We start from the raw sequence: 21,272 nt of genomic DNA, 5'->3' as shown, positions 1-21,272 counted from the left end.
CGGCCCGTGAGGCCGGGCCGCCCCCGGCGTCCGGCCCCGAACCGCAGAGTGCCGAACAGATACCGAGTGCCATGCTGAACTTCATCGCCCGAAGGATCGCGGCGGGGGCCGTGCTCCTGGTCGTCATCTCCCTCCTCTCCTACCTGCTGCTGTCGGTCTCCGACGCCGACGTCGGCAGGCAACTCCTCGGCCAGGGCGCCGACCAGGCGGCCGTCGACGCCAAGAACGCCTCGCTCGGCCTGGACCGGCCCGTCCTCGCGCAGTACGCCGACTGGCTGGCGCACGCCGTCCGCGGCGACCTCGGCACCTCCTGGTTCACCAGTGAGGACGTCGGGACCGCGGTCGCGAGCCGGCTGCCGGTCACCGCGAGCCTCACGCTGGGCGTCACGCTCGTCACCACCGTCGTGTCGTTCCTGCTCGGCGTCTGGGCCGGCGTCCGGCGCGGGGCGGCCGACCGCTTCGTACAGATCCTCGGGGTGATCGGATACGCCCTGCCGGGGTTCCTCGTCACCCTGGTGATCGTGCTGGTCTTCGCCGTCAACCTGAACTGGTTCCCGGCGATCGGCTACACCCCCTTCACCGAGTCGGCCGGCGGCTGGCTCTCCACCATCACGCTGCCGGTCCTCTCCCTCGCGGTCGCCTCCGTCGCCGGCGTCTCGCAGCAGGTCCGGGGCGCGGTCGTCGACGTACTGCGCCAGGACTACGTCCGCACCCTGCGCGCCCGCGGACTGCCCACCTCCCGGATCGTGTTCCGGCACGTCCTGCGCAACGCGTCCGCGCCCGCGCTCTCGGTCCTCGGCATGCAGTTCGTCGGCCTGCTCGGCGGCGCGGTCCTCGTGGAGCAGATCTTCGGTCTCCCCGGGATCGGCAGCATGACCGTCACCTACACCACCCGCGGCGACATCCCCGTGATCATGGCGCTGGTCATGTTCACGGTGATCGGTGTCGTCCTGATCAACCTCCTGGTCGACACCATGATCGGCTGGCTCAACCCGAAGGCGAGGGCCGCATGAGCGGGAACCTCCCGGCCGGCGGCGGCCTGCGCAGGCTCCTGCGCAACCCGCTCGGCGCACTCTCCGCGGGGGTGCTGCTCCTGCTCGTCGCCGGCGTCGTCCTCGCGCCGCTGCTCGCCCCGCAGGCCCCGGACGTCTCCTCGCTCGGCGACGCGTTCGCCACGCCCGACGCCGCGCACCCCATGGGCATGGACTCCGCGGGACGGGACATCCTCTCGCGCATCCTGTACGGCGGACGCAACACCCTGGGCGGGGCGGTGATCGCCCTGGCGATCGCACTCGCGCTCGGCGTGCCGTCCGGACTGTACGCGGGCTACTACGGCGGCCGGTTCGACTCCGTGGCGAACTGGGCCGTCAACCTCGTCATGGCACTGCCCGCAATGGTGGTGCTCCTCGCCTCCCGCGCCATCCTCGGCCCGAACGTCTGGGTACTGATGATCGTGCTCGGGGTGCTCGTGGCCCCCAGCTTCTTCCGGCTGGTCCGCGGCATCGTCGCCAACGTCCGCAAGGAGCTGTACGTCGACGCCGCGAAGGTGTCCGGACTGTCCGACACCCGGATCGTCGCCCGGCACATCCTGATCGTCGTCCGCGGCCCCCTCATCATCCAGGTGGCCCTCGTCGCCGGAATCGCCATCGGCCTCCAGGCCGGTCTGGAGTTCCTCGGCGTCGGCAGCGGCTCGGCCGCGACCTGGGGCGCGATGCTCAACGAGGCGTTCCAGAACATCCAGCGCGCGCCCCTCCTCATCCTGTGGCCCGGACTCGCCCTCGGCCTCACCAACGGGTGTCTCGTCCTGCTCGCCGGGGCCCTCCGCGACGTACTGGAGGACCGCGGCGGCGAGCCGGCCGGGCGGCGGCGCGGAGGGAAGCCGGGCACCCAGGCGTCCCCCGCCGTCGTGGACAGGCCGTCGGAACCGTCCGCGCTCCTGTCGGTCCGCGGCCTCACCGTCGCCTACGCCCGCCCCGACGGCACGGCCGACGAGGTCGTGCACGGCATCGGCCTCGATGTGCGCCCCGGCGAGATCGTGGGCCTGGTGGGGGAGTCGGGGTCCGGAAAGACCCAGACGGCCTTCTCGGTGCTCGGGATTCTCCCCGAGGGCGGCCGGGTCTCCTCCGGCAGCATCATGATCAAGGGACAGGAGGTCGTCGGTCTGCCCGAACGCGCCCACCGCGCGCTGAGGGGAGGGACCGTGGCGTACGTCCCGCAGGAACCCATGAGCAATCTCGACCCGGCCTTCACCATCGGCAGCCAGCTCATGGAACCCATGCGCCACGTCCTCGGCCTCTCGCGCAAGGAGGCCGCCGGCCGGGCTCTCGACCTGCTGCGCCTGGTGGAGATCCCCGACCCCGGGCGGACGATGCGGCTGTACCCGCACGAGATCTCCGGAGGCATGGCCCAGCGCGTCCTCATCGCGGGCGCCATGTCCTGCGACCCGGAGCTCCTCATAGCCGACGAGCCCACCACCGCACTGGACGTCCGCGTCCAGGCCGAGATACTCGGTCTGCTGCGCAGGCTCCAGCAGGACCGCGGCCTCGGCGTCCTCCTGGTGACCCACAACCTCGGCGTCGTCGCGGACCTCTGCGACCGCGTCGCCGTGATGAGCGGCGGCCGGATCGTCGAGACCGGGACCACCGAGCAGGTCCTCGGCTCCCCTCGGGACCCCTACACCCGGACCCTGCTCGGCGCGGTACTCGACGAGGCCCCGGCCCGGGCGCCCTGGCAGCCCCGAGAGGCGAGGAAGACCACCGCATGACCAGCACCGGCACCACCGAATCCGCGTTCCCCGACGCCCTGCTGCGGGTCAGGGACCTCCGGGTCTCCTACCCCGGCAAGGGCTGGCGCGCCCCGCACACCGAGATCCTCAAGGGGGTCTCCCTCGAAATCCGGCCGGGCGAGACCCTCGGACTGGTCGGGGAGTCGGGCTCGGGCAAGACGACGATCGGGCGCGCGGTCCTCGGACTCGTCCCGGCCCGCTCCGGCAGCATCACGTTCGCCGGCGAGCGCATCGATACGGCGGGCGCCTCACGCCGCCGTGCGCTGAGCCGCGACCTCCAGGTCGTCTTCCAGGACCCGTACACCTCGCTGAACCCCTCACGCACCGTCGGGGACACGCTCAGCGAGCCCCTCCTGGGGCACGGGACGACCGCCAGGGAGGCACGCGGCCGGGTGGGCGACCTCCTCGCGCGGGTCCACCTCCCGGCGGACGCGGCGAGCCGTCTGCCGCGGGAGTTCTCCGGCGGTCAGCGCCAACGGGTCGCCATCGCCCGCGCGTTGGCGCTGCGTCCACGGCTGGTGATCTGCGACGAGCCGGTGTCCGCGCTCGACCTGACCACCCAGCGGACGGTCCTCGAACTGCTGCTGGAGATCCAGGAGGAGACGGGCGTCGCCTATCTCTTCGTCACCCATGACCTCTCGGTCGTACGGTTCATGAGCCACCGGGTGGCGGTGATCGAGGGAGGGGTGCTCGTGGAGACGGGCGACGCCGACACCGTCACCACCGACCCCCGGCACCCCTACACCCGCGCCCTCATGCTCTCCGCCCCCGTGGCCGACGTCGCGGAGCAGCGCCGCCGCAGGGAGTCCGCCGCCGCGCTCGGGGGGAAGGCCTCCGCGGCGGCCGACGGCGGCTGACGCCGACGGGGCGGTGCGGGACCGGTCCGTCGGGGGAGTGCCCGACGGGCCGGCCCGGCACCGCCCCGTCGGGGCGCTGAACGGGCTCCGGGGGGAGCCCGTTCAGCGTGTCCTGTCCCCTCCGCCGAGCTGGGCGACCCCGGGGACCAGGAGGCACAGCAGGCTGGAGGCCGCCACGAGGACACCGCCGCCGAGCAGGGTGGCGGTGCTGCCGAACGTGCCGACGACCGGGCCGACGAGCGCGTAGCCGAACGGGAGCAGCGCGTACGCACTGAGCTGGTCCAGGGCGAACACCTTGCCCAGGACGTCGCTGGGGAACGCCCTTTGCAGCGCGCTCGCCCAGTACACGAAGTACAGCTCCACGACGAAGCCGCCGAGAGCGAAGCAGACCACGACCCCCGCGAGCGGGAACGGGGCCGCCAGCGAGACGGGGACCAGCGCGTACACGGTGAGGATCAGCATGGCCACCGTGCCCGGCGACTTGGGCCGCCAGCGGCCCGCCACCACGATCGCAGGGAGCGCCCCGACCGCCATCGAGGCCAGGACCACGCCGTAGGCGACATCACCGCCGAAGTGGTCCCGGGAGATCACCGGCAGCAGCGTCAGCGCGGTCGCCGTCCCGGCGAACAGGTGCAGGCACACGGTGAACATGACGGCCATCGCCCACGGCCGGCGGCGTACCGCCCGTAGCCCGTGGGCGGCGTCCGCCAGCACCGGCCGGCGCTGTCCCGGCATACCGGGGGCGTTCTCCGGCACGTTGAGGACCGTCAGCGCGCCCAGCGCGAAGACCACACCGGCCAGGGCCAGCGCCCACCGCGTCCCGATCAGGGCCACCAGCGAGACGCCGAGCAGGGCGCCCAGCACGGCGGAACTGCGGTGTGCGGCGGCGACCAGGGCGTTGCCGCGCTCCAGCAGCCGGTCGGGCAGCAGCGTGGGGATGAGGGAGCGTGCGGCCGGGCGGGACATCGCCTCGCCCGCGCCCATCAGCATGGTCAGCAGGGGCACCGCTGCGAGCGGCAGCCAGGGCAGCACGACGGCCGCCGACAGGATCAGTACGGCGCGGAACAGATCGGCGCCGAAGAGGATGCGCGTACGTTTCAGCCGGTCGGCCAGCACACCGCCCACCAGCAGACACAGCACCAGGGACACGGCGCGGCCGCCGAGCACCAGGCCGACCTGGGCGACACCGCCGCCCGCGTGCAGCACGTACAGGCTCAGGGCCACCGGCAGCAGCTGGTCGCCGACCGCGCCACTGGCCTGGCCCAGCCACACCCGTACGAAGCGGGGGTGCGCCCGCAGGGTGCCGGCGACGTCCGGGCCGGTCCTCTTCTCGGTGAGGTCGGTGCTCATGCGGCGGTCTCCTCGTCACGGTCGGCCGGGCCCGCGGGGCTGACGAGCCCGATGCCGACCAGGGCCTCGGAGACCTCGGTGGCGTCGTTGACGCCGAGCGCGTCGACCAGGGCGCCGAAGTCCAGCGCGGGGCCGCGCCGCAGGGATTCGAGCGCGGGGGCGACCGCCGCCGGAAGGCGCGCGGAGTGCGAGTGCGTCGACAGCAGCGCGCTGCCGTCGTCCTCCTCCGTCACCCGGAACACGGCGCCGTCGCGCAGCCGGTAGGGCCCGCCCGCACCGGATCCGGGGAGCACGGAGACGGGTTCCGGGACCACGGACCTGAAGGCGGCCTTGCGTACGGCCCACAGGACGTCGGCCGGATCGGCGGTCTTCGCTGACGCGGCCAGGCGTTCCGCCGCTTCCAGGAGGACGGAACGGGCCAGCTCCCCGTCGTTCTCCAGGTCGTCGAGCGAGACGGTGGCCCGGAGCCAGTCGTCCTCGCCCACGGCCTGGGTGACCAGCTCGGTGAGCAGGTCGTGGCGGGTGACCGGAGGTATGGCGATGGTCAGGTGCATGGACAGGTCCTCCCGGGTGCGCGGCGAGTGGAAGGTCCCTCGCGGGAAATAGAGCGAATCGCCTTCGTTCAGAACCAGTTCGGCCAGCGGCTCGCTCCCGGAGCGCAGCTCGTCCCGGCGGCGGTCCGTCGAGTGGAACCAGGCGTGGCGCGGCAGCGGGTCGGTGAACGGCTGGGTGCGGAGCTCCCAGCTCTTGCTGCCCGCTATCTGCAGAACCAGGACGTCCTCGACGTCGTAGTGGAGGTCGACGCCCTGCGAGTGCGGCGGGGTGATGAAGGCGTTGATGCGTACGGGGTGGCCGAGTTCGGCCGACAGCCGGTGCGCGAAGCGGCGCAGCGGAGGGTGGACGCGCTGGAGCGAACGGATGATGAGCGTGTGCCCCGAGGCGAGCGCCGCGCGTACGGTGTCCGTCGCCACGAACGGCGGGCTCCCCGGGCCGTCGCCCTCCTCGGCGACGGTGCCCCTGGTGACGGGGGCCTCGACGTTGTCGCGGAGCAGCCGGATCGAGGAGGTGCGCAGGCCTGCGGCGAGCACGTCGTCGAGCGCTTCGGGGGAGAAGAGATCGGTGAAGCCCCCGGGCAGTTCGGCCGCCGTGCTGTGCAGGTGCCGGCGGCCGAAGATCCGGTCGCGGAAGACGTCGGGGGATGTGGAGACGCAGCGTTCCAGGGCCATGGTCCGCTCCCTTCGGGGGCTCGGTCAGGTGGTCTGCCGCGCGCCGGCGTGGTCCTCGCCGGGCGGTGCGGCGGTACGGGACGGGTGTGGGGGTGCGCGCGGGTCAGCCGCTGAGGCGCAGGGCGCCGCGCACCAGGAGCTGGCTCAGTGCGCCGCCGGCCACGGCGTGCGGGTCGTCCGGGTCGAAGTCGCCCGCGTGGACCGCCTCCCCGTCGGCGAGCCGTTGCAGGACCGGGCGTGCCGCCGCCGGGAACTGGGCGCGGAAACGCCCGAAGTCGGCCGCGACCGTGCCGTTCTCCCCGTCGTGCAGCGAGATCGCGCCGGTCGCCGCGTAGCGGGCGCCGGGGGCGGCCAGGGCGTCGAGGCCGAGCAGCACGCCGGCCAGGCCGGTGCCCTCCTCTTCGGCGCCGCCGGAGGTGGTGGGCGCGGACGCCAGCAGGCCGAGCGCGCGGGTGGCGCGTTCGCGCACGAGGGCGCCGGTCTCCTCGGCGGGGGCGAGGCTGTCCAGATCGCTGTCCGGCGCGGCTTCGCGCAGCGCGGCCAGGACGGTGTCCGCGGTGAGCGTGCCCAGGGTGGGGCGCCGGGCGGCGAGGGAGAGGTGCAGCGAGTGGCCGCCCGTGGACACGGCGTGGTGCGGGGTCCCCCGCGGTACGTACATCACGTCGCCGGGGCTCAGCAGCGGTGTGAGGGCAACCGGGCCGAGCGCGGACGGGGACAGTACGCCCGGGGTGAGCGGGACCGGGCGCAGCTGCTCGTGCACGGTCCACTGCTTGGTGCCGGAGAGCTGGAGGACGAAGACGTCCTCGTCGTCGATGTGCGGGGACAGCCCCTTGCGGTCGGGCGGGGTGAGGAAGGCCACCGCGTCCACCGGGCAGGCCAGGGCCTCGGCGAGCCGCTCGCAGAGCGCCCGTACGGACGGCACGAGCAGCTCCACGGCGTCCAGGACGAGCGTGGCACCGAGGCTGAAGTGGCTGAGCACCTTCTCCGGGACGATCGCGTCGGTCACGGTGCCGTGCCCGATGGGGCGCACCCCCGTGTACTGGCCCTCGGCCACCTGCTGCCCGTCCCGCACGAGACGTACGTGCGGCAGGCGCAGCGCCCGGGTGGTGAGGAGGTCGGAGACACCGGCCAGCGTCAGCAGCCCGGCGAAGGCGTCGGCCGAGGCGGCGCGCCGCAGCAGCGGGGTGCTCGTCCAGTGCTCCCGCAGGAACGTTTCGGGGTCGCCCACCAGCCGCGCGAGCTCACCGTCGGCAGCGGGGACGGAAGCCGGGGCGGCCGCTGTGGCCTCGCTCAGGGTCGTACTCATCAGCGCACCTCCGACGGCGGCGGGAAGGCGAAATCGGTGGGGACCAGCGGTCCGGGACGCTCCGGTACGCCCGCCGAGAGCAGGTACACGGCGAACTCCTCGTCGGGGTCGACACCGAGGAACCGTTCCACCTCGCTGTCGGCGAAGGCGACCGTCTGGAAGGGGCCCAGTCCCAGCGCGGTTGCGGCCAGGGCGAAGGTCTGGCCGTAGTGGCCGGCGTCGTACATCCACAGCCGGTAGGCGCGCGGATGGCGGTACTTCCACGCCAGCCGGTTGGCGACAGCGGTCGTGAAGACCGTGAACGCGCCCTCGTACGACGGTTCCTGGTGGTACGTCAGCTCAGCTACCCGCTCGCGCGGCGCGTCCGCGTCGAGCAGCTCCAGGGCGTGGCGGGCGGCCGAGTAGTGGTAGAGGCCCGGCTGGACCCCCTCGACGTCGTAGGCGACGACGTACGCCTCGACCTCGTGGCGGCCGCCGGCCGAGGAGCTGACCCTGCACTGCTGGGCGCCGAACGGGCCGCCGTGGATGAAGCGGTGCGGGGCGAAGCTGTGGAAGAGCAGGGTGCCGAGCTGGTCCAGCGAGACCGGGGCGCCGCTGAACCTGCGGTGGGTGCGCCGGGTGGCGAAGACCTCCTCGACCCGTTCGTCCAGGCGCAGCGGCCGGCGCGGCAGCATCACCACGGGCTTGTCGGGGTACTCCTTGAAGATGTCCGGGGAGCCGCCCTCGCCGACGATGTCCTCCACGAGCTCGACACGGGCGGGGGAGTGCACCAGGTAGTTGGCGTTGCGGGCCTCGTCGTGGAAGCGCTCGGCGACGGCGCCCCAGCGCTCCCACAGCGGGGGCAGCGGCGGGGCGCCCTCGTGGGGCACCAGCACGCCCAGTTCGGTGAGGGTCCCCACGGCGGTGCGCACGCGGTCGCGCTCCTCGACGGGGAACTGCTCGGCGAGCTCGTCGGTGTCGGCCCCCTCGCCGGCCTTCGACAGGAGGTCGAGCAGATCGGGGGTCACCTCGATCCAGCGGCGGTGTCCGGGAATCCCCATGCGCAACCCGTCCTGATGCCAGCTGCAGACCAGGTGATCCCTGCGGCGGACCTTCATGGTCGAATCTCCTCGTCTGTTTCCTGGACGTGCTGCGGGGCATTACGGTGGAAGGTGCGCAGTCATGTGGCGGGGCACGCCCGGCTGCGAGACACAGCCCGTCTCGCAGCCGGAACGTTCATTGCCCTGGCCCCTCGTCACACGTGCGGGGGCCTTTTCCCTCAGAGGCCCTGGTGATGTGCGAGGGCCTCGCTGTCCTCGATGATGACGATGTCCATTTCCTTACCTCCCCTCGGAATTCTCGGAACGGAATTCTGGAAGGCGGATGCCGGACGAGTCGGCCGCGACCCCCGCGGTGCGGGGGCCAGGGCGGCCGGTGCTCCCGTCTCAGAGGCTCGGGTGGTGGGCGACAACCTCGCGGTCCTCGATGATGACGATGTCCATCTTCTTTTCCTCCCCTCGAATTCTCGAATCAACGCGGAGGGTTCTCCGCGTTGATTTAATGACACCATCGCGCGGGTGCCGAGTACATAGTTTTCGGGGGAGCTTCTGCGTGCCATCGGAATTCCTGAAGCCTTATCAGGAATTCCGAATCCTAAGCTGCCTTGGTCTTGCGCGAAACGAAGGCGAAAGCGAGCACGGCGGCCAGTGCGGACACGCCGGCCACGACCCACAGACCGGTGTGGATACCGACGTTGAACGACGCGGCGACCGCTTCGGTGACCTCGGGCGTGGAACGGCCGGCACTGTTGCCGCCCTCCCGCGCCACGGCCACCACCTGGGTGGCGACCTCCGGAGGCACGTGTGCCGTGTCCAGCCGGTCCGGCAGCGCGCCGACGAACCGAACGGCGAGTACCGCGCCGAGGATGGCGGTGGCGAGCACCGAGCCGACCTGGCGGAAGGCCGTCACCGCGTTGGAGGCCGCACCCATCTGGGCCGGCTCCGCCACGGCGAACGCCGCCGCGGTCGACGGGGCGACGACGAGACCACTGCCCAGGCCCAGCAGAGCCAGGCCGACGGCCGTGATCCCGTACGCGCTGTCGGGCTGCTGCCCGACCAGGACGACGGCGGCCGCGGCCGTGACCAGGGAGCCCACGGCGAGCAGTCGGCCGGGGCCGACCTTGGTCGCGATCCGCTGCGCCACCAGGGTGGACAGGACGAACGCGACCATCGCGGGCAGCAGCTTCAGGCCGGTGTCCATGGGAGCGGCGCCCTGGACCCGCTGGAGGAACAGCACTTCGAGGAAGACGACGCCGACGAAGGTGAAGAGCGCGCTCGCCGCCACCACCAGCGTGGCGGACAGCGGGACCGAGGCCATCATCCGTACGTCGAGCATCGGCACCGGAGCCCGCCGCTCGACCAGGACCAGCGCGGTCAGGGCCACCACCGCGACCACCAGCGTGGTCACCACCACCGGGTCGCCGTACCCCTCGCGGCCGCCGACGGCGATGCCGTACACCAGCGTGCCGAGACCGACGATGGACAGGAACTGGCCCGGCAGGTCGAGAGCCCGGTCGGGGACCTTCGTCTCCTTGACCGCGTACAGGGTGACGGCCACCGTCACCACCGCGAGCGGGGCGTTCACCAGATACACCGCGGGCCAGTCGAACCGGTCCAGCAGCGCGCCGCCGAGCAGCGGACCCACGGCGAGGCCGACACCCGACATGGAGACCCAGATGGTGATGTAGCGCAGCATGCGCGGCAGATCGACGAAGAAGGTCGTGGTGATGATGGCGAGCGACGTGGGCAGCACCAGCGCGCCGCCGACCCCGCTGACCGCCCGGCCGACGAGCACCTGCGGGAAGCCGCTCGCGGTCGCCACGACGAGCGAGCCCACGGCGAGCGCCACCACGCCGATGACGAACACACGCCGCCGGCCGAAGCGTTCGCCCAGCGCGCCACCGGAGAGCACACAGGCCGCCACGACCAGGGTGTACGTACTCGACACCCAGCTCAGGTCGGCGGGGGCGACGTGCATGTCGACCTGCAGGGCACGCAGGGTCGAGATCGCCGCCGTGACCTCGATGAAGGACATGAACAGCCCGAGGCAGGCGGCGGTCAGCACCAGCGCGCCGCGCGGGATCACCGGCTTCGGGGGAGTGTCCGTGGTGGCCTGCCCCGTGACGGCGCTCATCGGCCCGCCTCCTTCTCGGTCAGCCGCCGCACCGCGTCGTCCCAGCCCGCGGGCAGCTGTTCGCGGCCGGTGGGGTAGAAGACGAACACCGAACGGGCCATCACCTTGCGGAGGCGGCCGGCGATCCCGGCGTGCGGCTCCGAGCGCGAGAACGTGTCCAGGGCTTCCTGGGAGCTCCACGCCGACAGGGTCCAGAAGGTCTTCTTCAGCGGCTCGGCGCGCAGCGAGGCGCCGATGACGCCGGGTGCGGACCTGACCTGCTTCCAGACCACCAGCGACAGGAGGAAGAAGCGGGGGACCTGGAGCAACGAGGTGACATGGAACTTGGAAGCCATGACCACGGCTTGGCCGGAGTCGGCGGTCGCTTCGTCGGCGGCTGCCCCTGGCATCCAGGGAATGGTGGGCATGGAAGCCCCTCCTCTACTACTACTGCTACGGCATGACACTGGGCATCGGGGCAGGGGTACCTGCCTCCTACAAGAGCCCACCCTGACCGTGATCCGGACAGTCGCGGAGGATGAACTTCGGATCGTGTGCGGAGTTGGCCGAATAACAGTCACGAGCGCAGAGACGTTCGAATCCGGACACCGGTTTTTCAGTCGATCGGGTATTCCGATGGGCGGCCGGGCATCCCCGATGCGGTGATTGACCCCCGCGCGGCGGCCGACCTACGTTTCTGGCCATGCCGGCCCCGCCGCCGGCACACCGTTCACCCCACCGTCGTCACACCCCACCGTCGTCACACCCCGCCGTCGCAGCGACGCCGTCGTCACACCGGCCGTCGCCACCCGTCGGGGGGCACACGCGAACTCCCCGCCCCAGAGGTCTCACCCCTCTGCGCCCCAGCCGTCGTCGCGCCGCGCGACCGGTTCCACGAGTACCGCTCACGCCGAAGGGCTGCCTGCCATGACCACCCGTGTCGCTGTCGTCGGTGCCGGCATATCCGGACTGTCCGCCGCACACCACCTGCCGGACGACGTCGAAGTCACCGTGTACGAGAAGGACGACCGGCCCGGAGGCCACGCGCTGACCGTCGAGGTCGAGGAGGAGGACGGCCGGACGATCGGGATCGACACCGCCTTCGTCGTCTTCAACTCCCGTACCTACCCGCAGATCACCGCGTTCTTCGAGGAGATCGGCGCCCCCGCCCTGGACCACACCGGCGGGTTCGACTTCTTCGACCTCGACCGTGGCCTCGACTACGGCACGACCGAGTTCGAACTCACCGAGGAGGAGATAGCCAAGCGCTATCCGGCCGACTTCCTCACCCTGTGGCGGGACGCCGAGCGCTTCCACCGCGAGGCGCCGCGCGACTTCCTGCGCAAGCGCACCGACATGGCGCTCGGCGAGTACCTCCGGCGCGGCGGCTACTCCGACGCCTTCAAGTACGGCTACGTCGTGCTGCTCGCCACCGCCGTCTGGTCGGTCCCCGCCGAGCTCATCTGGGAGATGCCCGCCACGACCGTCATCGCCTTCTTCATGTCCCACGACCCCGGCGGCCTCGGCGGCCGCACGGTCAACTGGAAGACCGTGGCCGGCGGCAGCATCGAGTACGTACGCAGGGTCGTCGCCGGCATCCACGGCAAGGTCCGTACCTCCAGCCCCGTCACCCGGGTCCGCGAGGAGGCCGACGGGGTGGTCATCGGCACGGCCGACGGCGAGGAGCGCTACGACTACGCGGTGCTGGCCTCGCACGCGGACCAGACGCTCGCGATGCTCGAACAGCCCACCGCGCTCCAGGCCGACATCCTCGGCAAGGTCCGCTACAGCTCCACCAGCGCCGTCCTGCACACCGACCCGGCCGCCATGCCGCCCAACCGCGAGCGCTGGCAGAGCTGGAACTACGGCCTCAAGACCGTGGACGGGCGGACCCGCACCTGGGTCGCGTACTACATGAACTCGCTCCAGGGCTTCACCGCGAGCAAGGACTACTTCGTCACGCTCGACTCGCCGATCGTCCCCAAGGACGAACTCGTCATCCGTGAGCTCCCGTTCACCCACCCGATCATCGACCTGGACGTGCGCACCATGCAGCGCACCATCTACTCCGTCAACGAGACCGGACGCGTCAAGCTCGCCGGTTCGTACTTCCACTCCCCGAAGATCGGCCACGACCTGATCGGGTCCCACGAGGCCGGCTTCGTCTCGGGGCTCAAGGCCGCCGAGTCCATCGCCCGTGATCTCCGCCCCAACGCCGTCAAGAAGTGAATCGAGGAATCCCATGCAGACCGTCACCGCACCGGAAGCACAGGCCTGGCTGGTGGAGAAGCTGGCCGTCCGCCTGGAGGTGGAGGCCTCGGAGATCGACGTCGACCGCTACTTCGACGAGTTCGACCTCGACTCGACCGAGGCCCTCATCCTCGCCGGCGAACTGGAGAAGTGGCTCGGCTTCGAGCTGGAGGCGACCGCCCTCTGGTACCACCCGACCGTCGCCGCGCTCTCCGAGCACATCGCCGAGGAGAGCGCCAACCATGTCGCCGCGGCCTGACCCGTCCACACCCCGCCCCGTCCTGCGCACCTTGCGGGACGCGGACGGGGCGGCCGCCCACCGGATCTGCGCCGTCCACCCGGGCGCGCTCGCGGCCGGTGAGTGGGAGGCGCTCGCCGGGCAGCTGCCCGAGGACACCGCCCTGCACCTGCTCGACCTGGGCAACGTCACCGAGTTCCTCGCCGCGGCCCTCGACCCGCGCGCACCCGTCGTGCCCGTCGAGGCGCTGGCGGACCGCTGCCTGACCGAACTCCGGGCGGCGGGGCTCGACTCCGCGCCGTTCTCGCTCGTCGGCTGGTCCTTCGGCGGTGTCGTCGCGTACGAGATCGCCACCCGGCTCGAAGCGGCCGGACGCGGCGCCGTCCTGCGGGACCTCGTCCTGCTCGACAGCATCGCCCCCGTACCCGCCTTCAAGCGCACCGACGAACTGCTCGACGCCTCGATGCTCCTCGACTGGTTCGCGATGTACCTCGGAGCCAAACGCCGCAGGCCCTTCACCGTGAGCGTCCCGTCCCTCGCCGCACCCGAGGACGGGCTGCCCCAGGTGCTCGACGCCGCCGTCGCCCAGGGCCTCCTGCCGCGAGGCACCGAGCTCGCCGGCCTGCGCAAGCTGTACGCCGCCTACCAGGGCGGCCTGTCCCGTAACAACCGCTGCACCGCCCCGTACGAGCCGGGCCCGATCGACCGCCCCCTCACCCTCGTCAAGCCGGAGCGCTCCCTGCTGCCCACCAGCGGGGACCTCGGCTGGAGCGGTCTCAGCGCACATCCCGTACGACAGGTGGGCGTCCCGGGCGACCACTACACGATGCTCCGGGACCCCGAGGCCGTGAGCGCGATCGCCGGACTGCTGGCCGGCTCCGCCGTCGCCTGAACCACACCCATGGACCCGCGCCCCGCCCACCCGCCGCACTTGAACGAGAGGACCGTCGTGCACCACTCACGTCTGGCCGAGACACCCATCGCCATCGTCGGGTTGGCCGGCCTGTTCCCCCAGTCGCGCAACGTGCGCGAGTTCTGGCACAACATCGTCGACGGCAACGACTGCATCGAGGACGTTCCGGACACCCACTGGAACCTCGACGACTACTACGATCCCGACCCCGCCGCCGAGGACAAGACCTACGCCCGGCGCGGCGGGTTCCTGCCCGAGATCGCCTTCAACCCCATGGAGTTCGGCCTGCCGCCGAACACCCTGGAGGTCACCGACATCCTCCAGCTCCTCTCGCTGACCGTCGCCCGCGACGTCCTGCGCGACGCGGGCACCGAGGGCTCGGGCTGGTACGACCCGACACGCACCGGCGTCATCCTCGGCGTCACCGGCGCCAACTCGCTGACCCAGCCGCTCTCCGCGCGGCTCCAGACGCCGGTCCTGAAGGAAGTCGTCCGCAGCGTCGGACTGAGCGAGGCCCAGGCCGAAGAGGTCGCCGAACGCTTCAAGAAGGCGTACATCCCGTGGGAGGAGAACTCCTTCCCCGGCATGCTCGGCAACGTCGTCGCCGGACGCATCGCCAACCGCTTCGACCTCGGCGGCACCAACTGCACCGTGGACGCGGCCTGCGCCAGCGCACTCGCCGCCGTCAAGCTCGCCGTCAGCGAGCTCGTCGAGGGCCGCTCCGACCTGATGATCACCGGCGGCTGCGACGCCGAGAACACGATCCTCATGTACATGTGCTTCAGCAAGACCCCGGCGTTCTCCAAGAGCCAGATCATCCGGCCCTTCGACGAGTCCGCCGACGGCACCCTGATCGGCGAGGGCATCGGCATGCTCGCCCTCAAGCGGCTCGCCGACGCCGAGCGGGACGGCGACCGGATCTACTCCGTCCTGCGCGGCATCGGCACGTCCAGCGACGGCCGCTTCAAGAGCATCTACGCCCCGCGCGCCCAGGGCCAGCAGCTCGCCCTGCGCCGCGCCTACGAGGACGCGGACGTCCCCGCCGGCTCCATCGAGCTCTTCGAGGCGCACGGCACCGGCACCGCCGTCGGCGACCATACCGAGCTTTCCGCGCTCGGCTCCTTCGTGGCCGAGGGACAGGACGCCCGCGGTTACGCCGCCATCGGCAGCGTCAAGTCCCAGATCGGGCACACCAAGGCGGCGGCCGGCGCGGCCGGGCTCATCAAGCTCTCGCTCGCCCTGCACCAGAAGGTCCTGCCGCCGACCATCAACGTCGAGCAGCCCAGCGCCGCCGTCGACCCCGCCGAGACCCCCTTCTACGTCAACTCCCAGGCCAGGCCCTGGATCGCCGACCCGGACCGCGACAAGCGCCGGGCCGCCGTCTCCTCCTTCGGCTTCGGCGGGACCAACTTCCACATGGTCCTGGAGGAGCACGACACCACCGGCGGCAAGGTGCTCGGGCCCGTCGCCCGCACCGGCCTCTGGCACGCCGCCGACCCCGAGGCGCTCACCCGCCGCCTGGAGCAGGGCGCGGCGCCCGACCCGCTGGGCTGGGTGCCCGCCGGCGACGCGCGCATCGGCATCGTGGCCCGCTCCGACGAGGAGTTCGAGGCCCTGCGCACCACCGCCGTCGAGCTGCTGCGCGCCAAGGCCGGCGCGGACGCCTGGCAGCACCCCAAGGGGATCACCTACCGCCGCTCCGGCATCCCGGCCGGCACGAAGGCCGCCGCGCTCTTCGCGGGCCAGGGCAGCCAGTACGTCGGCATGGGCCGCGAGGCCGCCCTCGCCGTCCCGCCCGTCCTCGCCGCGTACGACAGGGCCAACCGGCTGACCTCGGGGGCCGAGACCCTCGGCCGCGTCGTGTTCCCGCCGCCCGCCTTCGACGACGCCACGCGCACGGCGCAGGAGGAGTCGCTGCGGCGCACCGAGTTCGCCCAGCCCGCGATCGGCGCGCTGTCCGCCGGACAGTTCGCCTGGTTCAAGGAGCTCGGGTTCGCCCCCGACGGCGTCATCGGACACTCCTTCGGCGAACTGACCGCCCTGTGGGCGGCCGGCGCCCTCGACGACGACGGATTCGCCGAGCTGGCCCGGGCCCGCGGACTCGCGATGGCCCCGCCCGCCGATGCCTCGGACCACGACTCCGGCGCCATGGCCGCCGTACGCGGTGAGCTGAGCGCGGTCGAGGCACTCGTCGCCGGCTACCGGGACGTGTCGGTCTGCAACATCAACGCCCCCGGCCAGATCGTGGTCGGCGGCCCCACCGCCGAGATCGACCGCCTGGTGGCCGACTCGGCGAGCGGCAAGGTCCCCGCGAAGCGGCTCCCCGTCTCCGCGGCCTTCCACACCCGCTTCGTCGCCCACGCGGCCGACGCGTTCCGCGAGGCGGTCGAGGGCGTCGCCCTGAACGCCCCGCGCATACCCGTCTACGCGAACACCCCCGGCGCCTCCTACGGCGCCGACCAGGCCGAGAGCCGCCGCACGCTGGTCGACCAGCTGCTGCGTCCGGTGGCCTTCGCCGACCGCATCGAGGAGATGTACGCCGACGGCTTCCGGGTCTTCGTGGAGTTCGGCCCCAAGCGGGTCCTCTCGGACCTGGTGGACCGCGTGCTCGAAGGGCGCGAGGGCGTGCGGACCGTCGCGGTCGACGGTGGCCCCGCCAAGGACGGCGAGATCGCCCTCAAGCGCGCCGTCATCGAACTGGCGGTCCTCGGCCTCCCGGTCACGGGCATCGACGACCACAGCGCCGAGGTGCCCGAGGTGCGTCAGGGCAAGGGCATGGCGATCCCGCTGCGAGGCATCAACTACGTGACGGACGCCCGCCGTTCGGCGTACCGCGAGGCGCTCGGCGAGCCCTCGCGCGAGGCGCTGCCTTCGCCGCAGGTCTCCCCGCCGGTGTCCCCGCCGGTGTCCCCGCCGGTGTCCGAGCCGGCTTCCGAGCCGGTGGCACCGTCGCCGGAGGGCACGGTGGAGAGCCTGAGCGCGGTGGCCAAGGAAGGGCTGGACCTCCAGGCCGAGATCCTCGACGCGCACGTCGAGACGATCCGGGAGGCGGTCAAGACCCTCGAACAGTCGGTCCGCTCCGGCGCCCACCCCGACGCCGACGCGGCACTCCGGCTCATCGAGCAGCACGGCGCGTCGATCACGACGGCACACGAGCGTGCGACGCGACTCCTGATCGACGCCCTGAAGGGCGAGGAGACACCCACGGCCACGGCCGCCCCGGCTGCTGCGCCAGTTGAGCCTGTTGCCGTCGCCCCGGTGGAGGCCCCTGCCCCCGCTCCGGTGGTGGCGGAGCCCGCTGTCCCTGCGCCTTCTGACGAGGTGAACGCCGCTGTGCTGGGGGCGTTGTTGGAGGTGGTGGCGGAGAAGACGGGTTACCCGGTGGAGATGTTGGAGCCGGGCATGGACGTCGAGGCTGACCTGGGGATCGACTCGATCAAGCGGGTCCAGATCATGGGTGCCCTCCAGGAGCGGTTCCCGGTCTCGGGTGAGGTGGATCCGGAGCGTATGGGTGAGCTGCGGACGCTGGATGACATCGCCGGCTTCTTGGCCTCGGCTTCGGGTGCGAACGCAGCCCCGGCCGCTTCGGCCGAGCCCGTTGCCGCTCCTGCCGCTCCTGCTCCCGCCGCTCCGGTGGCCACGGAGCCTGCCGCGTCCGCTCCCTCCGACGAGGTGAACGCCGCTGTGCTGGGGGCGTTGTTGGAGGTGGTGGCGGAGAAGACGGGTTACCCGGTGGAGATGTTGGAGCCGGGCATGGACGTCGAGGCTGACCTGGGGATCGACTCGATCAAGCGGGTCCAGATCATGGGTGCGCTTCAGGAGCGCTTCCCGGTGTCGGGTGAGGTGGATCCGGAGCGTATGGGCGAGTTGCGGACGCTGGATGACATCGCCGGCTTCCTGGCCTCGGCGTCGGGCGCGAACGCGGCCCCGGCCGAGCCCGCTCCAGCTGTTTCCGCTGTTCCTGCTCCTGCCGCTCCGGCGCTCTCCGAGCCTTCTGACGAGGTGAACGCCGCTGTGCTGGGGGCGTTGCTCGAAGTGGTGGCGGAGAAGACCGGTTACCCGGTGGAGATGCTCGAACCGGGCATGGACGTCGAGGCCGACCTCGGAATCGACTCCATCAAGCGGGTCCAGATCATGGGTGCCCTCCAGGAGCGGTTCCCGGTCTCGGGTGAGGTCGACCCGGAGCGTATGGGCGAGTTGCGGACGCTGGACGACATCGCCGGCTTCCTCGCCTCCGCCTCCGGTGCGACGACCGCCCCGGCCGAGCCCGCCCCAGCTGCTCCCGCCGCTCCGGTGGCCACGGAGCCTGCCGCGTCCGCTCCCTCCGACGAGGTGAACGCCGCTGTGCTCGGGGCGTTGCTCGAAGTGGTGGCGGAGAAGACGGGTTACCCGGTGGAGATGCTGGAACCGGGCATGGACGTGGAGGCCGACCTGGGGATCGACTCGATCAAGCGGGTCCAGATCATGGGTGCGCTTCAGGAGCGCTTCCCGGTGTCGGGTGAGGTGGATCCGGAGCGTATGGGTGAGCTGCGGACCCTGGACGACATCGCCGGCTTCCTCGCCTCCGCCTCCGGTGCGGCCCCCAGCGTGTCCGGGCCCGCCGCCGAGTCCCCCCTCGCCGTCACCTACCCCCAGGCGGCCGGCGTGGGACGGACCTTCGCCGCCGTACGCGAACTCCCGGCCGTCTGCCGGGTCGTACGGGCCTACGCCGAGCAGCCCGTCGCCCTCGTCCTCGACGACGGGTCGACGCTGACCCGGCCGCTCGTGGCCGGTCTGCGCGCCGACGGCTGGCGGGTGGAGGTCGTCGTCCTGCCGGGCGCCACCACCTCCGCGGAGGCCGACGCCGTCCGCCCGCTCCGTACGTGGGACGAGCAGGAGCTCGCCGCGGCTGTCACGGCCGGGCGGCTCGACCTGGTCGTGCAGATGGCCGCCGAGGCCGGACAGGGGTGGACCGAGGCGGCACGCCGCCTGGCGCACACCGTCCTCGTGGCCAAGGTGACCCAGGCCCCGCTGAAGGCCGCCGCCGGCGACCGCGCCGCGTTCGTCGCGGTGACCCGGCTGGACGGAGCGAACGGCTACCGCGGCGGCGGCACCGGATCCGCCCTGCTCGGCGGTGTGAGCGGGCTCGTCAAGACACTGGCGATCGAGGTCCCCGCGCTCTTCACGCGCACCGTCGACTTCGCACCCGGCCTCGACGACCGCACCGTCGCCGCGCGCTTCCTGGACGAGATCCACGACGTGTCGTCCGACCTGTCGGACGTGGGCGTCGACCCGGAGGGGCGCCGCACGATCGTGCCGTCCGCCGAGCCGTCGGCCGCGTACGTCACGGCCGTACCGGAGATCGGGGTACGGGATCTGCTCGTCGTCACCGGCGGCGCCCGCGGCATCACCGCGGACTGCCTCCAGGCGCTGACGCAGGCCCGCCCCGTGGGGCTGCTGCTGCTCGGCCGCAGCCAGGTGACCCCCGAGCCCACCTGGTCGGCGGGTGCCGAAGGCGCTGCGCTCAAGGGCCTCATCGCCAAGCGCATCACCGCTTCGGGGGAGAAGGCCACCCCGCGCGGCGTCGAGGCGGTCTACCGCGAGGTGACCGGCAGCCGCGAGATCCAGGCCAACCTCGACCGGCTGCGGGCGACCGGAGCCACCGTCGAGTACCTCGTCGTGGACATCACCGATGCCGCCGCGGTCCGTACGGCTCTCGCTCCGTATGCCGCACGCGTCACCGGCGTGGTGCACGGCGCGGGTGTCCTGGCCGACCGGCTGATCACCGACAAGACCGCCGAGGAGATCGACCGGGTCCTCGGGACGAAGATCCTCGGCCTCGGCAACGTGCTGGACGCCCTCCGCGGTACGGCCGACCTGCGCCACCTGGTGTTCTTCTCCTCCGTCGCCGGATTCTTCGGCAACCGGGGCCAGTCGGACTACGCCGTCGCCAACGAGGCGCTCAACCGCCTCGCGGTGCGGCTCAGGCAGGAGCTTCCCTCGGCCCGCGTGACCTCCGTCAACTGGGGCGCGTGGGACGGCGGGATGGTCACCGACGACCTGCGCAGGATGTTCGCCTCCCGGGGCGTGGCGCTGGTACCGGTGGCGACGGGGGCGGGCATGTTCGCCGAGCAGTTCACCGCCGCCCGCGGCCAGGACACGGTGGTCGTCGCCGGCCCGCTCACTCCGCTGTCCGCCCCGCCCGCCGACGGCTCGCCGGCCGCGCCGACGCTGCTCGTCGACCGTACGCTCGCCGACATCTCCGCCGACCCGCTGCTCGCGGACCACGCGATCGGAGGCAAGCGGGTACTGCCCGCCACCGCCGCTCTCGGCGCGCTCGTCAACACCACCGAGCGGGTGACCGGCAGGCCGGTGACCGAGGTCTCCGCGTTCAAGGTCTTCAAGGGCCTCGTGATGGACGCGGCGGACGGCGAGGGGGCCGACGCCTCACGGCTGCGGCTGTTCATCGAGCCCGGACCGGCCACCCGCCCGAACGCGATCGAGGTGCTGGCCTCCGCGGTGGACGACGCCGGGCGGAGCAGGCCGTCGTACGGGGCGAGCCTCTCCACCGAAGCGCCGCCGGCACCCGCGGACCGTACGGACCTCGCCCGTGCCGCCCGTGCCGCGAACCGCACGGACGCTGCACCGCTCTACCGGGACGGCACCCTCTTCCACGGCCCGGCGCTGCGCGGCATCCGCTCGGTGCTGGTCGCGGAGGAAGGACTGCTGCTGCTCGGCGCACGGCTCGCTGACGGGCTGCCGGCCCGCGGCGCCTACCACGGCCGGTTCCACAGCCCGGTCATCGCCGATCTGCTGCTCCAGTCGGCGCTGGTGTGGGTGCGCCGGTTCCGTAACCGCGCCTCCCTGCCGCTGGAGATCGCCACCGCCCGCTTCCACGCGGAGCTGCCGGCCGACCGGGAGTTCCTGATCGCGGTGGAGAACGTCGTCTCCGGGCCGAGCGGCATCACCTGCACGATCACCGCGCTCGACCAGGAGGGCCGTGTGCTCCAGGTCCTCGACGGTGTGGTGGTCGTGGAGGACGCGCAGCTGGAGGGCAAGTTCGGAGCGGTCGAAAGGACCGGGACCGCGACCGTCTCGGTCTGACGTCCACCCCCCTGCCGGGTCCGGCCCCGCCCCCCGGGGCCGGACCCGGCCGTACCACCCTCCCGACCCCTGACTCCCGAACCGAACCATGCGGACACCCGGAGGCTGACCCAA

Annotated in this window: 13 protein-coding genes; 7 read left to right on the top strand and 6 right to left on the bottom strand. The window is 72.2% G+C overall.

The window, feature by feature from the left end; translation table 11 throughout:
* The first annotated feature begins 71 nt into the window (after positions 1-71).
* Genes ACIRD8_RS11380 through ACIRD8_RS11370 form a run of 3 tightly spaced genes read left to right on the top strand, consistent with a single transcriptional unit; the run spans position 72 to position 3,642 of the window.
* Positions 72-1,013 carry an ABC transporter permease gene (locus ACIRD8_RS11380; RefSeq protein ID WP_403989086.1) on the top strand — a complete coding sequence of 314 codons (942 nt, stop codon included), beginning with the start codon at positions 72-74 and terminating at the stop codon, positions 1,011-1,013.
* Positions 1,010-2,764 carry a dipeptide/oligopeptide/nickel ABC transporter permease/ATP-binding protein gene (locus ACIRD8_RS11375; RefSeq protein WP_403989084.1) on the top strand — a complete coding sequence of 585 codons (1,755 nt, stop codon included), beginning with the start codon at positions 1,010-1,012 and terminating at the stop codon, positions 2,762-2,764. Before ACIRD8_RS11380 ends, ACIRD8_RS11375 begins: the two co-directional genes overlap by 4 nt.
* The gene (locus ACIRD8_RS11370; protein ID WP_403989082.1) at positions 2,761-3,642 is read left to right on the top strand and encodes an ATP-binding cassette domain-containing protein; all 882 of its coding nucleotides are present in this window, start codon (positions 2,761-2,763) and stop codon (positions 3,640-3,642) included. Before ACIRD8_RS11375 ends, ACIRD8_RS11370 begins: the two co-directional genes overlap by 4 nt.
* Positions 3,643-3,744: 102 nt before the next feature.
* Here ACIRD8_RS11370 and ACIRD8_RS11365 read toward each other — a convergent pair whose 3' ends face one another.
* From ACIRD8_RS11365 to ACIRD8_RS11340, 6 genes are all read right to left on the bottom strand, one after another.
* The gene (locus tag ACIRD8_RS11365; RefSeq protein ID WP_403989080.1) at positions 3,745-4,992 is read right to left on the bottom strand and encodes an MFS transporter; all 1,248 of its coding nucleotides are present in this window, start codon (positions 4,990-4,992) and stop codon (positions 3,745-3,747) included.
* Positions 4,989-6,218 (bottom strand): JmjC domain-containing protein, encoded by a 1,230-nt coding sequence (locus ACIRD8_RS11360; RefSeq protein ID WP_403989078.1) that lies wholly within the window; start codon positions 6,216-6,218, stop codon positions 4,989-4,991. Before ACIRD8_RS11360 ends, ACIRD8_RS11365 begins: the two co-directional genes overlap by 4 nt.
* Positions 6,219-6,321: 103 nt before the next feature.
* Complete coding sequence (locus ACIRD8_RS11355; protein WP_403989076.1) at positions 6,322-7,524, bottom strand: cupin domain-containing protein; 1,203 nt, start codon at positions 7,522-7,524, stop codon at positions 6,322-6,324.
* A complete protein-coding gene (locus ACIRD8_RS11350) occupies positions 7,524-8,564 on the bottom strand; it encodes a SagB/ThcOx family dehydrogenase (RefSeq protein ID WP_403989074.1) in 1,041 nt (346 codons plus the stop codon). The genes ACIRD8_RS11355 and ACIRD8_RS11350 overlap by 1 nt, the downstream gene beginning before the upstream one ends.
* 592 nt (positions 8,565-9,156) lie before the next feature.
* On the bottom strand, positions 9,157-10,695 hold the full coding sequence (locus ACIRD8_RS11345) for an MFS transporter (RefSeq protein ID WP_403989072.1): 1,539 nt from the start codon (positions 10,693-10,695) through the stop codon (positions 9,157-9,159).
* Entirely contained in the window at positions 10,692-11,102 is a 411-nt protein-coding gene (locus tag ACIRD8_RS11340) for a DUF3291 domain-containing protein (protein ID WP_403989070.1), read from the bottom strand. Before ACIRD8_RS11340 ends, ACIRD8_RS11345 begins: the two co-directional genes overlap by 4 nt.
* Positions 11,103-11,601: 499 nt before the next feature.
* On the opposite strand from ACIRD8_RS11340, the gene ACIRD8_RS11335 reads away from it, so the two are divergent.
* Genes ACIRD8_RS11335 through ACIRD8_RS11320 form a run of 4 tightly spaced genes read left to right on the top strand, consistent with a single transcriptional unit; the run spans position 11,602 to position 21,158 of the window.
* A complete protein-coding gene (locus ACIRD8_RS11335; RefSeq protein WP_403989069.1) occupies positions 11,602-12,903 on the top strand; it encodes an NAD(P)/FAD-dependent oxidoreductase in 1,302 nt (433 codons plus the stop codon).
* A gap of 13 nt (positions 12,904-12,916) precedes the next feature.
* Positions 12,917-13,183, top strand: coding sequence for an acyl carrier protein (locus ACIRD8_RS11330; protein WP_403989067.1), 267 nt, complete (start codon positions 12,917-12,919; stop codon positions 13,181-13,183).
* On the top strand, positions 13,167-14,054 hold the full coding sequence (locus ACIRD8_RS11325; RefSeq protein WP_403989065.1) for an alpha/beta fold hydrolase: 888 nt from the start codon (positions 13,167-13,169) through the stop codon (positions 14,052-14,054). Before ACIRD8_RS11330 ends, ACIRD8_RS11325 begins: the two co-directional genes overlap by 17 nt.
* 57 nt (positions 14,055-14,111) lie before the next feature.
* On the top strand, positions 14,112-21,158 hold the full coding sequence (locus ACIRD8_RS11320; protein WP_403989063.1) for an SDR family NAD(P)-dependent oxidoreductase: 7,047 nt from the start codon (positions 14,112-14,114) through the stop codon (positions 21,156-21,158).
* Positions 21,159-21,272: the final 114 nt, after the last annotated feature.

The organism is Streptomyces sp. NPDC102451 (genome assembly GCF_044765485.1).
Taxonomy (GTDB): domain Bacteria; phylum Actinomycetota; class Actinomycetes; order Streptomycetales; family Streptomycetaceae; genus Streptomyces.
The sequence above is the reverse complement of the archived record's forward strand: the minus strand, read 5'-3'. Positions and strand labels throughout refer to the sequence as shown.